General features: G+C 62.4%; 14 protein-coding genes. 10 read left to right on the forward strand and 4 right to left on the reverse strand.

The genetic code is table 11. The features are described from left to right. The first annotated feature begins 70 nt into the window (after positions 1-70). The gene (thiE, locus tag ABUH87_RS09940) at positions 71-712 is read left to right on the forward strand and encodes a thiamine phosphate synthase (RefSeq protein WP_367773096.1); all 642 of its coding nucleotides are present in this window, start codon (positions 71-73) and stop codon (positions 710-712) included. A 121-nt stretch (positions 713-833) separates the two neighbouring features. Here thiE and ABUH87_RS09945 read toward each other — a convergent pair whose 3' ends face one another. The 4 genes from ABUH87_RS09945 to npdG are packed head-to-tail and all read right to left on the reverse strand — an operon-like array spanning position 834 to position 3,919. Beyond that, positions 834-1,754, reverse strand: a complete 921-nt coding sequence (locus ABUH87_RS09945) for an LLM class F420-dependent oxidoreductase (protein WP_367773098.1) — start codon at positions 1,752-1,754, stop codon at positions 834-836. A gap of 34 nt (positions 1,755-1,788) precedes the next feature. Next, the gene (locus ABUH87_RS09950) at positions 1,789-2,646 is read right to left on the reverse strand and encodes an SDR family NAD(P)-dependent oxidoreductase (RefSeq protein WP_367773100.1); all 858 of its coding nucleotides are present in this window, start codon (positions 2,644-2,646) and stop codon (positions 1,789-1,791) included. A 17-nt stretch (positions 2,647-2,663) separates the two neighbouring features. Next, the gene (gene cofC, locus ABUH87_RS09955) at positions 2,664-3,269 is read right to left on the reverse strand and encodes a 2-phospho-L-lactate guanylyltransferase (RefSeq protein ID WP_367773103.1); all 606 of its coding nucleotides are present in this window, start codon (positions 3,267-3,269) and stop codon (positions 2,664-2,666) included. Continuing rightward, positions 3,269-3,919 carry an NADPH-dependent F420 reductase gene (npdG, locus tag ABUH87_RS09960; RefSeq protein ID WP_367773106.1) on the reverse strand — a complete coding sequence of 217 codons (651 nt, stop codon included), beginning with the start codon at positions 3,917-3,919 and terminating at the stop codon, positions 3,269-3,271. Before npdG ends, cofC begins: the two co-directional genes overlap by 1 nt. Before the next feature lie 135 nt (positions 3,920-4,054). Here npdG and cofE point away from each other — a divergent pair, with 135 nt between their 5' ends. From cofE to ABUH87_RS10005, 9 genes are all read left to right on the forward strand, one after another. After that, on the forward strand, positions 4,055-4,828 hold the full coding sequence (gene cofE, locus ABUH87_RS09965) for a coenzyme F420-0:L-glutamate ligase (protein ID WP_367773108.1): 774 nt from the start codon (positions 4,055-4,057) through the stop codon (positions 4,826-4,828). Continuing rightward, a complete protein-coding gene (gene cofD, locus ABUH87_RS09970; protein WP_367773110.1) occupies positions 4,825-5,790 on the forward strand; it encodes a 2-phospho-L-lactate transferase in 966 nt (321 codons plus the stop codon). Before cofE ends, cofD begins: the two co-directional genes overlap by 4 nt. After that, the gene (cofH, locus tag ABUH87_RS09975) at positions 5,777-8,107 is read left to right on the forward strand and encodes a 5-amino-6-(D-ribitylamino)uracil--L-tyrosine 4-hydroxyphenyl transferase CofH (protein WP_367773113.1); all 2,331 of its coding nucleotides are present in this window, start codon (positions 5,777-5,779) and stop codon (positions 8,105-8,107) included. The genes cofD and cofH overlap by 14 nt, the downstream gene beginning before the upstream one ends. 109 nt (positions 8,108-8,216) lie before the next feature. Further along, positions 8,217-8,936 (forward strand): 4-carboxy-4-hydroxy-2-oxoadipate aldolase/oxaloacetate decarboxylase, encoded by a 720-nt coding sequence (locus tag ABUH87_RS09980; protein WP_367773115.1) that lies wholly within the window; start codon positions 8,217-8,219, stop codon positions 8,934-8,936. Between the two features lie 207 nt (positions 8,937-9,143). Then, positions 9,144-9,704 (forward strand): helix-turn-helix domain-containing protein, encoded by a 561-nt coding sequence (locus ABUH87_RS09985; RefSeq protein ID WP_367773117.1) that lies wholly within the window; start codon positions 9,144-9,146, stop codon positions 9,702-9,704. Positions 9,705-9,799: 95 nt separating this feature from the next. After that, a complete protein-coding gene (locus tag ABUH87_RS09990) occupies positions 9,800-10,264 on the forward strand; it encodes a hypothetical protein (protein WP_367773119.1) in 465 nt (154 codons plus the stop codon). A 120-nt stretch (positions 10,265-10,384) separates the two neighbouring features. Further along, complete coding sequence (locus ABUH87_RS09995) at positions 10,385-11,692, forward strand: LLM class flavin-dependent oxidoreductase (RefSeq protein ID WP_367773121.1); 1,308 nt, start codon at positions 10,385-10,387, stop codon at positions 11,690-11,692. A 12-nt stretch (positions 11,693-11,704) separates the two neighbouring features. Beyond that, a complete protein-coding gene (locus ABUH87_RS10000) occupies positions 11,705-12,862 on the forward strand; it encodes an alpha-hydroxy acid oxidase (protein WP_367773123.1) in 1,158 nt (385 codons plus the stop codon). Between the two features lie 115 nt (positions 12,863-12,977). Further along, on the forward strand, positions 12,978-13,841 hold the full coding sequence (locus ABUH87_RS10005) for an alpha/beta fold hydrolase (protein WP_367773125.1): 864 nt from the start codon (positions 12,978-12,980) through the stop codon (positions 13,839-13,841). Positions 13,842-14,078: the final 237 nt, after the last annotated feature.

The following is a 14,078-nucleotide window of genomic DNA, read 5'->3' on the forward strand; positions in this document are numbered from 1 at the left end:
TTACGCGGGCTCGAACCTGAATGCGCGCGGAACGCTTGGCGAGCGCTGCACGTGCGGCTAGAGCGCGGCGATGTCCGATGATGAACTTCCTCCAGAGTGCCGTCTATACCTGATCTCCCCGCTCGAAGTGGGGGGCGCTTTTCCGGAGCGGCTCGCCAGAGCGCTGGACGCGGGGCCGGTCGCGGCTTTCCAATTCCGGGTGAAGGGCGTGGATCAGCACGAAGCGGTGCGGCTTGCCGAGCCGCTGCAGGCGGTTTGCTCCGAGCGTGAAGTCGCTTTCATCGTCAACGATTCCATCAGTCTGGCAAAGCGGATCGGGGCCGATGGTGTACACCTGGGGCAAGGAGACGGCGATCCCGCCGAGGCGCGCACGATTCTGGGACGCAGCGCGCAGATCGGCGTCACCTGTCATGACAGTCGCCATTTGGCCATGGAAGCGGGGGAAGCAGGCGCGGACTACGTCGCGTTTGGAGCGTTCTTCCCCACCACGACCAAAGAGGTAAAGCACCACGCCGAACCGGACCTCCTCGCTTGGTGGCAGGCTCTATTCGAAATACCCTGCGTTGCCATCGGCGGCGTCACCCCGGAAAACTGTGCGCCCCTGGTTAGAGCCGGCGCGGACTTCCTCGCGGTGAGCGGTGCAGTGTGGAACGGCGACGAAGAGGCGGCAGTCCGCGCTTTCAGTGAAGCGATCTCTGCTGCTCGGGGCTGATTACACGCTGCCAGGCTGTTGCGACCATCGCCGCGATGACGGGCGGCCACGATAGCTGCCACTTCCTTTGCACTGTGTTCGGCCGCCTCATCGTTAATGCTCCAGCGCTCGGCTACGCTGTTCAAAACGCAAGTTTTGCAATCACTTCCTCGCCAAAGCGTAGAGCATGCTCGCAATACTCGGTGCGGCTTTGCGTCGAGATGCTTGCACCTGAGCCGTCGACTCCCAGGGACTTGAGGTGTGCGTAATGGTCCAGGGCTTCCTGGGCGCTCCAGTCATCCTTGAGGGTGAAAGTCGACGAGGCGACGACCTTGGGCGGTGTTGCGCGTCCGACCTTCTGGCAGTGATCCGCCATATAGGCGATGGCGTCGAGGATGTCCTGATCGTCGGAAAGGTTGGCGGTCCGGGCCGTATCGGTCACCATCTTCGGAACGAAGAAGGGGTGCCACGCATCGCCGTGCTCGACGGCGCGGCGTAGCGCGCGCTTCGAATTGCCGCCAACCAGCAGCGGCGGGTGAGGGTTCTGGACCGGCGTGGGAAGCATGCGGTTCCCAGGAGCCTTGTAGCCAGTTCCTTCGAACTCGAAGTCCTCGCCAGTCCAGGCCAGCTTCATCGCCTGGATGTACTCGTCCATCAGGTCATTGCGGTTGTCGAACTCGACTCCCAAAGCCTTGTATTCGGCTTTCAGATAACCTGCGCCCAAGCCCAGGATCACGCGTCCATTGGTGAATCGGTCCAGTGAAGACACCATCCGGGCGGTGATGAAGGGATTGCGATAGGGCAGCACGAGAATGTTCGTCTGCAGCTTCAGCTTCGTCGTCACCGCTCCAACCATCGAGAGCATGACGAAGGGGTCCTGTGCGTAGTGGCCCCCGCTCTCCAGCCAGCGAGAGGATGGCACCGGGTGATCCGTCACAGTGCCGGCGGTGAAGCCAGCCTGTTCGACCGCCCGGGCGCATTCATGAACAGCGTCCATCGAGATGAACTCATCCGGATGCTGAACATGGTCGAAGGGAAATGTTGTGCTAAGCGTGAAGGTCATGGGTCAACTTTCTGAATAGACGGAGCTTTACAGATCAGTTCGCCGCCTCGGGGGGGAGGATCCAGTCGCCGCTGGTGGAGCGTACCCACCCGCTTGATGCCCAGGAGCCACCGTCGACTGGAATGATAGAACCGGTGACATAGCTCGCCATCGAGGATGCGAGGAAGACCACCACCCGGCCGCATTCCTCCTCAAGACCAGCGCGGCCCAAGGGGATTCGGCGGCGGATGACATCTTGTTGCGCGGGCGAGGGCTGATACCATTTGCTCTCGTCGATAGGGCCGGTGAATTGGCCACTCGTACCGGGCGTGCGGGTGAAGTCAGGTGCAATCGCGTTGACCCGGATGCCGTGCTCCGAAAACTCCAGCGCCAGCGTACGGGTGAGATTGTCGACACCGGCCTTGCACGCGGCGTACACGGCGTAGCCCGGCGCCGCGCGCGCGCCTTCGATGCTGCTGACATTGATGATCGAGCCGCCGCGCCCGCCTTCGATCATCACTGGCACCGCTGCCTGAGTGGCGGCCAGGTTGCTGACCAGGTTGAGATCGATGTGGCGGCGCCAGTTCTTCTCCTGCAGGTCGAGGAACCCGCGCCGGGTCACGCCACCCGCGTTGTTCACAAGAACGTCGAGCCGGCCGAAGGTATCGGCGGCCGCCTTCACCGCGTCCTGCAAGGCAGACGCCTCCATGACGTTGACCGGCAAGGCCAATGCCTTGCGTCCGCGCTTCTGGATTTCGGCAACCATCTGCTCGCAGCGTTCTGGAATGACGTCTACGATCGCCACGTCGGCACCCATGTCTGCCAGGCACAGTGCCGAGGCGCGGCCGATGCCGCCTCCTCCGCCGGTTATGAAAGCCGCTTGGCCGACGAGGCTGATATCGCTTGTATCCATTTCTCTCCCCCGGCGCTTCAAAGCGCTTCTTGCAGGCATACCTCCGCATCCGGCAAATCTGCCGGTTCGTCTATATCTTTCTCCAAGCCGTCGCTCAGCATCGTCTCGACGCTGTATCCCAAACGATCCGCTTCATGCCGGTGAGCAATGAAGCTTTGGGTGCCGAACTGAAAACGGAATCGCTGGGCTGCAGTGATGGGCAGCGAAATCGCATTGGTGCCCATCCCGTGCCGATCGGGCGCGATCGCAATCGTGCGCGGGGAGACGGTCGCTAGCATGGTGAGGTCCTGCGGCGACAATTGCGGAAGGTCGGCCGCGATTACGACGATGCGATCAGGCGCGGGCTGAGGTAGTGTGGCCATCGCCGCTTCAAGAGCCGTATTCAGGCCGCCACCCGCGTCGTTCAGGACTGCCAGGGGCGCTGCGCACCGAAGCTCAGGATCGCTCAACAGGCAGACGCGCTGTATCGCCGGGGAGGCGCGCGCGGCGTCTGCCACGCGCTTCAGCATTGCCTCTACCAACCTGCTGCGTACCTGCGCATCGAGTGCCCCGGAAAGGCGGCTCTTGCCTTGTCCGGGTGGCTTGATGGGAATGAGTGCCCAGCAGGTGGTCGCCTCTCCCATCACGGAATTGGAGGTGCGTCCGTCAGGTTCGTGAACCGGATACCGGCGCCATCGGCCTTATAGGTCTTATTCATATAGATGAGGATCGAGGTCAGTGCCTCGGCAGCTGCGGAATTCGCGAGCGCGCCACCGGCCAATCCTCGAAGGCCCATGCCGGGGCACAGTTCGACGATCGTCTTTCGTGCTTCGATGTCGTCAGAGAAGACGAGCACGTCGCAGTCGATTGGGTGGTCGCTATCAAGATGATGCGCCGAAACGTTGTGGAATGCCGTCACCAGCCGCACGTCAGGGCCGAGGTGCGCCTGTGCCTGCTGCGCAGAGCTGCCTTCCGCGGGAAGCTGCACGCGCATGACTTTCGGCGGCACGAGCGGGACGGTCGTATCAACGACGATGGCGCTGCCGACCCGGTCCTTAATCTGAGCAAGAGTGTCCCCCTGCGACGCGTGGGGCACGGCCACGATGACGATGTCCTTGCCCTCTGCTGCGTCAGCGTTGCCCGCGTAACCCGCTGCGCCAAGCTCTTCTGCCGTGCTCTGAGCCTTCTCTGCCGAGCGTGAACCAATGGTCACCTCGTGGCCCGCCTTGACGAGCCTGCGAGCGATGCCTTTGCCCAGTGCGCCGGTTCCCCCGATCACCGCGATGGATGCCATCTCTCGTGCTACTCCCGAATAATTGCATGTTGCGTCTGCGTGGTCATTGCCGATAGCGCCCCCACAACGCCAACGAAAAGTCCACATTTGGGAATAAGCGATGCAAGTGCGAACCGGATCAGATGAGCCCCGCCGATGACGGCGCTTCGTACCATTCCCTTGCGGGGCATGCCGCTCGTTGACACCCAGAGCGATCTGAGCCGCGAGATCTGTGCTGCGATTGATCGCGAGGGCGAAGCCCTGCAAAGCGGCGACGTCGTCGTGTTGGCGCAGAAGATCGTGTCGAAGAAGGAAGGGCGCATGGTGGATTTGGCCTCAGTGAAGCCGAGTTCGAATGCGCACCGGATCGCGACTGAAACTGCGCGTGAGCCAGAGATGGTTCAGCTCATTTTGGACGAGAGTAGGGAACTGCTGCGTACGACACCGGTCGCTATCATCGCCCGCCATCGTACCGGTCATGTGCTCGCGAACGCGGGCATCGATGCATCGAATATCGAAGGCGGCGAGCGAGGCGCGGTGCTGTTGTGGCCGCAGGACCCCGATGCGTGCGCGCGGTCCATTCGCTCCGGGATCGCGAAGATAGCTGGTGTCCGTCCGGCGGTCGTGATTGCTGACAGCATGGGCCGGGCCTGGCGCATCGGTACGGTCGGCACCGCGATTGGATGCGCCGGCCTCACCGTGGTCGAGGACCGGCGCGGTACTGGACGAGATTTGTTTGGCCGTGTTCTGCAGGCGACGCAAATCGCTGTCGCGGATTCGGTTGCTGCCATGGCCGCGCTGGCCATGGGCGAAGGCGACGAAGGCGTTCCGGCGGTGCTTATACGGGGCGCAGGACGCTGGGTCACCGATGAGGAGGGCGCCGGTGCTGTGAGCGGAGTTCGGCCTGTAGAGCAGGACATGTTTCGATGAGGCGGCACATTCTTGCATTGTCCGGCGGCGTGGGCGGAGCCAAGCTTGCGGCTGGACTGGCTGCGGTTCTCCCGCCGTGCGATCTCACCATAGCCGTCAACACCGGGGACGATTTCGAACATCTGGGGCTGACCATCTGCCCCGATATCGACTCCGTGACTTACGCGACGGCCGGGCTGAACGACACGCAGCGGGGCTGGGGGGTCGCTGGCGAAACCTGGCAGGCGATGGCCATGCTGCGCCAACTGGGCGAGACCGACTGGTTCAACCTCGGTGACCGCGACCTGGGCATGCACATCGCGCGCTCTTGGCGGCTTCGCGCTGGAGAGACACTGTCAGAGGTCACCGGGCGGCTGACCAATGGGTTGGGGATCGCCCACGCCATCGTGCCTATGAGTGATGCGCCCGTGCGCACGCAGATCGTCAGCGACGAAGAGGTGCTCGACTTTCAGCACTACTTTGTGCGCGAGCAGTGTCGACCGGTTGCGCAGGCTATCCGCTTCGAAGGCGCAGCCCAGGCTCAGCCGTCGCCGCGTCTGGCCGAGGCGCTGTCCCGACCAGACTTGGCGGGTGTCATCATCTGCCCCTCGAATCCGTACTTGAGCGTGGACCCTATTCTTGCGGTCAATGGCGTTCGCCAAGCATTGGCAGCGCTGCCGGTGCCCGTCGTGGTGGTCTCCCCGCTGGTGGGTGGCAAGTCACTGAAAGGCCCGCTTAGCAAGCTGCTGGACGAACTCGGAGCCGAGGCAAGTAACCTGGCCATCGGAAAGCATTACAAGGGTTTGGCCACTCACCTTGTGATCGACGATGCCGACGCTGCGGACGCCGAGGGGTTGCATGCGCTTGGCCTTTCCGTCACGATAACGGGAACAGTCATGTGCGATGCCGATGATCGGGAGCGGCTTGCGCGCGTAGCACTGTCGGCAGCCCGCATCGAACAGGAAGACCATGGCACCCGCTGACCGTGCACTAATTTCACGCCTCCTTTCCTCCCCTCTGGCCGAGCTGCAGGCGGAGGCGCGGGAGCGCCGCGCACGGCGTGGTCCGGCGCGGATGACCTATTCGCCGAAGGTCTTTATTCCGCTGACCCGGCTGTGCACGGACGTGTGCCATTACTGCACTTTCGCCACCACGCCGTCTCGGGTCGAGGCCGCTTACCTCTCGCCGGAGCAAGTTCTCGAGATTGCGCGCGATGGCGCGGCCGCGGGCTGCAAGGAGGCGCTGTTCACCTTGGGTGACGCGCCTGAGCGGCGCTATGCCGCCGCGAGGGACTGGCTGGCTGATCACGGCTTCGAGCGTACCATCGACTACGTACGTCACTGTGCGGAGCTGGTGCTCAAGGAAACCGGACTGCTGCCGCATGTTAACGCCGGCGTGCTGGATGAGGACGATTGGCGGATGCTGCGCCCCGCCATGGCGTCCGGCGGGCTGATGCTGGAAAGCAGCGCGGAGCGCTTGCTGGACAAGGGCGGGCCTCACCACGGCTCTCCGGACAAGGTGCCGGCGGTGCGCCTCGAATCGCTGGCTGCTGCCGGTCGCGCCAAAGTCCCAATGACCAGCGGTGTGCTGATCGGTATCGGCGAGACACCCGAAGAGCGGATCGAGGCGCTCCTCGCGTTGCGGGACCTGCATCTTGAGCACGGGCATTTGCAGGAAGTTATCGTGCAGAACTTCTGCCCGAAGCCCGGCACCAAGATGGCGCAGGCACCCGAGAGCAGTGAAGCGGATTTCCTGCGCGTCATCGCCGCAGCCCGCATCGTGCTGCCGGACGAAGTTTCCGTTCAGGCGCCGCCCAATCTCAATGATGAGCGCCTGACCGAGCTGATCGATTGCGGCATCGACGACTGGGGCGGGATCTCGCCGGTGACGGCGGATCACGTAAATCCCGAGGCGCCGTGGCCGGAAGTCGGGCGGCTGGCGGCGGTCTGCGACGCGATGGGGCTGCCGCTGGTCGAACGACTGACGGTCTATCCTCGCTTCGTCGCCACAGACGATCGGAGCTGGCTAGACGCGGCGATCCGTCCTGCAGTGCTCAAGCTTGCAGATAGTGACGGCCTGGGGCGCGACAGCCGTTGGAGTCCTGGAGTGGCTGAAGCCGCCCCCGGAACGCCGCGCGCGCCACTTGGCGCGCTGCATCACGGGGCCGTCGCATCTCAGCTGCACCGGATTCTTGCTCAGGCGGAAGCCGGGCAGAGCCTGTCAGAAGCGCAGATCGTCGCTCTGTTCTCGACCAGAGGCGCGGCTGCGCAGGCTGTGGTCGAAGCCGCAGATGCGTTGCGGGCCAAGGTCAGCGGCGAAGACGTGACGTACGTCATCAACCGCAACATCAATTATACCAACATTTGCACGCATTCTTGCTCGTTCTGCGCCTTTTCCAAGACGAGCAGCAAGGGCGGACTCCGGGACAAGCCCTACAACCTCGATCTGTCCGAGATCGCCGGGCGGGCACGCGAAGCGGTCGAGCGGGGCGCAACCGAGGTATGCCTGCAAGGAGGCATACACCCCAGCTATACAGGCGAGACGTACTTATCGATCCTGCGCGCCGTGAAGGACGAATGCCCCGATCTGCACGTCCACGCCTTTTCACCCCTTGAGGTGAGCCAGGGCGCGCGGACGCTGAACATGCCGGTGATCGACTACCTGCGAATGCTGAAGGACGCCGGGCTCGGCTCGCTACCGGGCACCGCGGCAGAAATCCTGTGTGACGATGTGCGAGAGCAGATATGCCCTGACAAGCTGACCACTGCAGAGTGGCTGAGCGTCGTAGGGGACGCGCATCGTGTAGGGCTGCCCACCACCTCTACCATCATGTTCGGGCATCTGGAGCGGCCGGAACATTGGGCGCGGCACTTGCTCGCGCTTCGCGGCCAGCAACTGGAAACTGGCGGCTTCACCGAATTCGTTCCGCTGCCGCTGGTGCACATGGAAGCGCCATTCTATCGGCGTGGCCAGAGTCGGAAGGGGCCGACCTGGAGGGAAGCGGTGATGATGCACGCAGTCGCGCGCCTCGCACTGCATGGCGCCATCGATTCAATCCAGTGCTCGTGGGTGAAGTTGGGCGTGAGCGGAGCTGCGGCGGTTCTGAAAGCCGGTGCCAACGATCTCGGCGGCGTGCTCATGAATGAGAGCATCAGCCGGGCTGCCGGTGCTACGCACGGTCAGGACGTCAGTGTGGACGATCTTGCCGCAGCGGCCAGGGCGGTCGGCCGTCCGCTGAAGCGCCGGACGACGTTGTACGGCGATCCCGGGACGAGCGTGCGGTCCGCACAGCTGGCGTGAGCTTAGGCGTCAAAATGTATATATTCGGCGTTGCGCATGGTTGCGGCGGATGCGATTGACGGGGCTTGTTCCATGATCCGCTATGGCGGGTCGTCTAGCGGAGACAGTCATGCGTCCGGTCAAGTCCGTCATCTACAAGCGTATTCCCCGTCCCGATCCAGCGTTGATCGAGCGCGCCAGTCAATTCGGTGTCGCCGATCTTCATGAGGGTCTCGGTGCCGTAGCGGGGCGCATGTGCCTGATGACCCCGAAGATGCAGGCCCGGCAGGAGGGTAGACGTCTGATCGGTCCGGCCATCACGGCCTGGAACTATCCGGGAGACAACCTCGCGATACACTGTGCTCTTGAAGTCGCTCAAGCAGGCGACGTTCTGGTCCTGACCAACGGCGGCGGGCACCAGGGTGCTCTGTGGGGTGACGTGGCCTGCGGATTCGCCAAGAAGCAGGGGCTTGCCGGCGCCGTCGTCGAAGGTGCGGCGCGCGATATCGATGCGATCCGTGAACTCGATTTCCCGGTTTGGTCGACGGCGATCTCTGTCGAGCATCCGGAAAAGCGCGGCCCGGCGGCAGTCAACGTGCCGTTGACAGTCGACGGTGTGATAGTTGAACCCGGCGATATCATATGTGCGGACACGGACGGCGTTCTTGTGATTCCACAGGCCTTGTTGCGTCACGCCGTTGAGGGCGCGGAGAAGCGAGCCGCCACTGAAGTGGGAATTCGTAAGCGCATCGCCGCCGGTGAGCGTCCCTTCGACATCTTTGGTTTCCGAACAGCAGTTGTTGAAATGGGAATCGAGATCAAGGATTCAACTTGGCGGGATGACCGCTGAAGCCATTCTCGGCGCGCGCACCAGAGCGATCTGGGGATACATCTGGTGCCGCTTGTGAGAAGTGGGCGCGCCCTGTCTTCGCGTAAGCATGTGCGAATTCTTGAAAATTAGGTTGCCAAGAATTAACAAGGCAGTAACGATAAGGAAGGTCAGTAATTGGGGGTGCTTCTGGTCGCGTGTCTAGCGCGGTCAGAAGCAAGTATGGTTATGATTGCGCCAAGAATAAATGGCGACACATCCAGCGATGTCGCTGGTCTTGCGCCCATGTTCGCAAGTCTTACTTCAAAGCAGCACGAAGTATTTGTGCTTGTTGCCGAGAACCGGAGCAGTAAGGAGATCGCCGGGCGGCTCGGCGTTTCGGAAAGCGCGGTGAACCAGCGGATAGAGGCAGTGCGGGCGCGCACGGGCTTTCTCCCTCGCGCGCAACTTGCGCGAGCCTATCGACACTATCTATCGTCGGGCTGGTCATCAGAGACTGGTCGAGGCGGTGCGTCGGGGATCGGAGAGGGGGCTTCACCATCTGCTGGAATTGCGAGCCTGCTGCACGAGGGGTTGGCGGAGGAGCGGGATAGTTCGGTTGCGCTGCTTTCCCTGCAACCGCAGGAGATCGGGCGTGCTGTACCTGACGTTTTCATTGGCAGCATTGGTAGCCTCAATCGCCTTGCTGCGATGATCATCATTGCTGTCGGACTGCTTGCCGGCGCGATGGTTGCTCTCGGTGTGGCCCAGGCGCTTTCGACGCTGTTATCCTTGTCAGGCTTGTCCTGATGCGTGTTGCGCTAAAAGGTAATACGCCTGCGTCAGATGCAGCATCGTGAAACTGGAGCGCCCGATCGCTTGGGTCGGTTTGGGCGGAATGTGCAATGCTTGAAGATCTTTGGTTCCTCCGAGCTCTGGTGCAGGTGCCACTTGGGGCCCTGCTTTTTCTAGGTGCGCTTTGGCGAGGGGCGGCGCCGGAGCGGCTCCTGTCCGGTGCCCTGTTCGCGTGCCTTTCGCTCTTGGCTATTTACAATCGCCTCTTCGCGCGCCCGGATCTTTTTGAAAGTGTTGATCCGATATACCTCGTCCTGGACGTGCTCCTGCTAGTGGTGATTGTCGGCGTAGCTCTGCGTGCTAACAGAATGTTCCCGCTCTGGATGGGCGGAGTTCAGATTGCCGCACTTGGTTCCCATCTGGCGCGTATCACTCTCCCGAAACTGAATCCTTCTGCCTATGCAGCGATGACTCAGGCGCCCAACTACATGCACATGGCGGTCCTCGGACTCGCCCTTGCGGCGCATGTACACCGGGAGAAGAGGGCGGGCGGATACCCTAGCTGGAATAGTTGACGGTTACGCCGTTGCCGCAATGCTCGCGAAGGATTGGATACATTTTCTCGGAAAGTGCTTGCCCAAGGTCTCCTCAGCGGACATGACCGCGTTGAGAACCACAACGTTTGGGGCGAGAATATGAGCAAGCAGATCCACCTAGTCAGCTTCCTGATCAATTCGCCGATCAACCACACGGTGCTGAGCTGGGCTGCTCCGGGCGACAACCGCCTCGAAGCGCTGCACGATCTGAAGCTGTGGCAGGATCTTGCGCGGACCCTGGAGCGCGGCCGCTTTGACGGTATCTTCTTTGCGGATACGCCCGGTGTTTTCGATCGCTATCGCGACAGCTATGCCGATGCGGTGAAATACGGGGTGTGCTGGCCATCGCTCGACCCGGTGGTCCTGTTGAGCGCACTTGCAGCCGCCACCACTCATCTTGGCCTTGCGACCACCATGTCGACGAGCTCGTACCAGCCCTGGACGATCGTGCGGCAACTCGGGACGATCGACTATCTTTCCGGAGGGCGAGCCGGTTGGAACATCGTGACCGGTCACTTGCGGGGTGAACATCGTGCGCTCGGGCTTGAGCAGCTCGACCATGACCGGCGCTATGACCGCGCGGACGAGTACATGGAGGTCTGCTACAAGCTGTGGAATTCCATCAAGCCGGGTGCGATCCTGGCGGACAGGGAGAAGGGCGTTTTCGCCGATCCGGACAAGGTTGAGTTCATCGACCATCAGGGTGACTTCTTCTCCTGCCAGACCGTAGCGCCGGTCCCGCCGTCGCCTCAGGGGCGCCCGGTGTTGTTTCAGGCGGGGAGTTCTGGCCGCGGTCAGCAGTTCGCAGTCAGCCATGCCGACGTGGTGTTTTCAATTCAACCGAACGTGCCCGGCATGAAACGGTTCAAGGCGAACCTGGAGGATGCGGCGCGCGCTGCCGGGCAGAAGGCGCCGGGTGTCAGCTTCGGTATTCAGCCCATCGTTGGCGGAACAGAGGAAGAGGCGAAGCGTAAGCTCGATGACCTTGTGGAGAGGCTTCCCATCGATGGCTGCCTAGCGCGCCTGTCGGGGACCATGGGTGTGGACTTTGCCGGAATGGAGCTGGATCAGCCGCTCGCTGACATCGAGACGCAAGCTTCACAGGGGCTTATGAAGGCGTTCGCGAATATTGAGGGCGACAAGCCGCTGACTCTGCGCGAAGTGGCGATCCGGTGGGGGCTTGCAGTAGGCAAGCCGCAGATCGTCGGCACGCCGGAGCAGGTTGCTGACCGCATGGAGCAGATCTGGCGCGAGACGGACTGCTATGGCTACAATATCACACCGACGGTGATGGCCTCCTCCGTGGAGGACTTCGTGGACCAGGTGGTACCCATCCTGCAGAAGAAGGGCGTCTACCGCACCGAGTACGAGGGAACGACCTTCCGCGCCAATCTGGGGCTCGACTAAGCGCAGCAGCCGATGGGTTCCGTCGGGAACAAGGCGCACAACATTGCGCAACTGCGGGAACTGGCACGCCGTCGTCTGCCGCGCGCGATCTTTGAATTTATCGAGCGCGGCACCGAGGACGATCTGCTGATCGGACGCAATGTTGCCGCGCTCCAGCAGCTCAACCTGGTCCCTCGGGTGCTCAGGGATGTGTCACAACGCGACGCGTCGATCGAACTGTTTGGCCGCAAGCAGCCGCTGCCGCTGGTCATCGCGCCCACTGGTGTGTCGGACCTCCTTTCCTATCGCGGCGAGCGAGCCATCGCTGCAGCGGCAGCCAGAGCGGGAATCCCGTTCACCCAGACGACAAGTTCGACCACCAGCTTTGCGGATATCGCCAAGGTCGCAACCAGCGGGCACTGGATGCAGATGTACCTGTGGGAGCGGCGCGACTTGTCCTGGCGGGTGGTGGACGCCGCCGGTGAGAATGGGGCGGAGGTCCTCGTGATAACGGTGGACACTCCCATGTGGCCCCTGCGCGAGTTCAACAAGCGTGCAGGCATGTCCAATCCCATCCGGCCCAACGCAGTCCTCGTCGGCGATTTTCTCAAGCGACCGGCCTGGTTCGCCTCAGTTATCGCTCGCTACTATCTGAATGGCGGTCTGCCTCAGTTCGCGAACTATCCCCCTGAAGTTGGAGCCAAGCTGACCGGGGTCGTTAGCCGGGTGGCGAACTCCGCCTCAGTGTGCTGGGATGACGTGGCGGAGCTGCGGCGTCGCTGGTCGGGCAAGCTGGTGGTGAAAGGCATCCTGAGTGCCGAGGATGCGAAGATCGCGGTGGAACACGGCGTCGATGGCATCGTCGTTTCCAACCACGGAGGGCGCAATTTCGATTCCTCGCCGCCAGCGATTGCTATGCTGCCCTCGGTCGTGGATGCAGTAGGCAAGAATGCTGCGGTTCTTTTTGACAGCGGCGTGAGGCGAGGGGCCGATGTTCTCAAGGCGCTCGCGCTGGGCGCGCAAGCGGTGCTGATCGGGCGGGCCACTCTTTATGGCTGCGCGGCGGCCGGGCAGGTGGGGGCTGCGCACGCGATTTCGCTGCTCGCGAACGAAATAGACGTGGCGATGGCCATGACGGGAGTAACCCGTCTCGACCAGCTGGACCGAAGCTACCTACGCGGCGACCCGTAACATCGCGCCGGGCAAGTGGAAGAGCTGAACCATCCCCGGATTGGGACTTGCCATAAGACAGACAAGTCCAGACGATGAAGAACGAATGCGGTGCAACCGCGCACGGGAGAGGCTTATGAAGAGAATCGACGTTGATGGGATCGGCATTGCATACGAACTGCTCGGCAAGGAGGGCGACCCTGCCGTTGCGCTGACCCCGGGCGGTCGCTTCACGATGGATGTTCCCGGTCTACGGGAAATGGCGGAAGAACTGGTGAAGGCCGGGCGCCGCGTGCTGATCTACGACCGGCCCAACTGCGGGTACTCGGATGCATGTCTGCGCGGGCCGAGCGAGTCAGAGATGCAGGCCGAGGCGCTGTCCGGGCTTATCCGCAAGCTGGATCTCGGGCCGACGGTGATTGCAGGTGGGTCTGGCGGCTCGCGCGTGTCGATGCTGGCTGCCGCGCGCGACCCGGAGATCTGCTCGCATCTGGTGCTTTGGTGGATCTCGGGCGATCCCATCGGCCTTATGCAGCTTGCCACCTACTATTGCGGCGAAGCAGGTACTCTGGCGAGTGTCGGCGGTATGGAAGCCGTCCTCAAGGCGACCTCGTGGGCCGAAAACCTGTCGAAAAGTGAACAGGCGAAGGCGTTCATCCAGGCGCAGAACCCCGATAAGTTTATCGAGGTCATGCAGAAATGGGCAGCGGCCTATGTGCCATCGGATATCTCGCCCGTACCCGGGATGACTCCTCGCGACTTTGCACGCCTGACGATGCCCGTACTGGTCTTCCGCAGCGGAAAAAGCGATCTGTCCCACACGCGCGCAACCAGCGAGTGGGTACACCGTCTCGTGCCGCAGTCGGTGATGCTGGATCCGCCGTGGGAAGACAACGAGTGGAACTATCGTTCGGCTCAGACCCATTCAGGTCAGGAAGGACACACGCTCTTCCGGTCCTGGCCGAAACTGGTGCCGTCGATTCTCGACTTCATCGGCTAATCAGTAACGAAAGCAAAGGCTGGGGGTCGCTCGCGGATGAGGGTTCTCCAGCCTCCGGCGATGTCCGCGCTGCGCCGCGGCGTTATCTGTGGCGGCAGTCTGGCCTGCTTGTGCCAGGAGAGTCCGGCAAGCTCACTAGATAGGCGATGTCGATTTTACTCCGAATGACGATCTGTCGGTCTATGCCGAGCAGACGGGCCGGGGATGCGGAGTCCTTCGCTGGTTGACTTGCCAGAC

Source organism: Novosphingobium rhizovicinum, assembly GCF_040813635.1.
Classification (GTDB): Bacteria; Pseudomonadota; Alphaproteobacteria; order Sphingomonadales; family Sphingomonadaceae; genus Novosphingobium; species Novosphingobium rhizovicinum.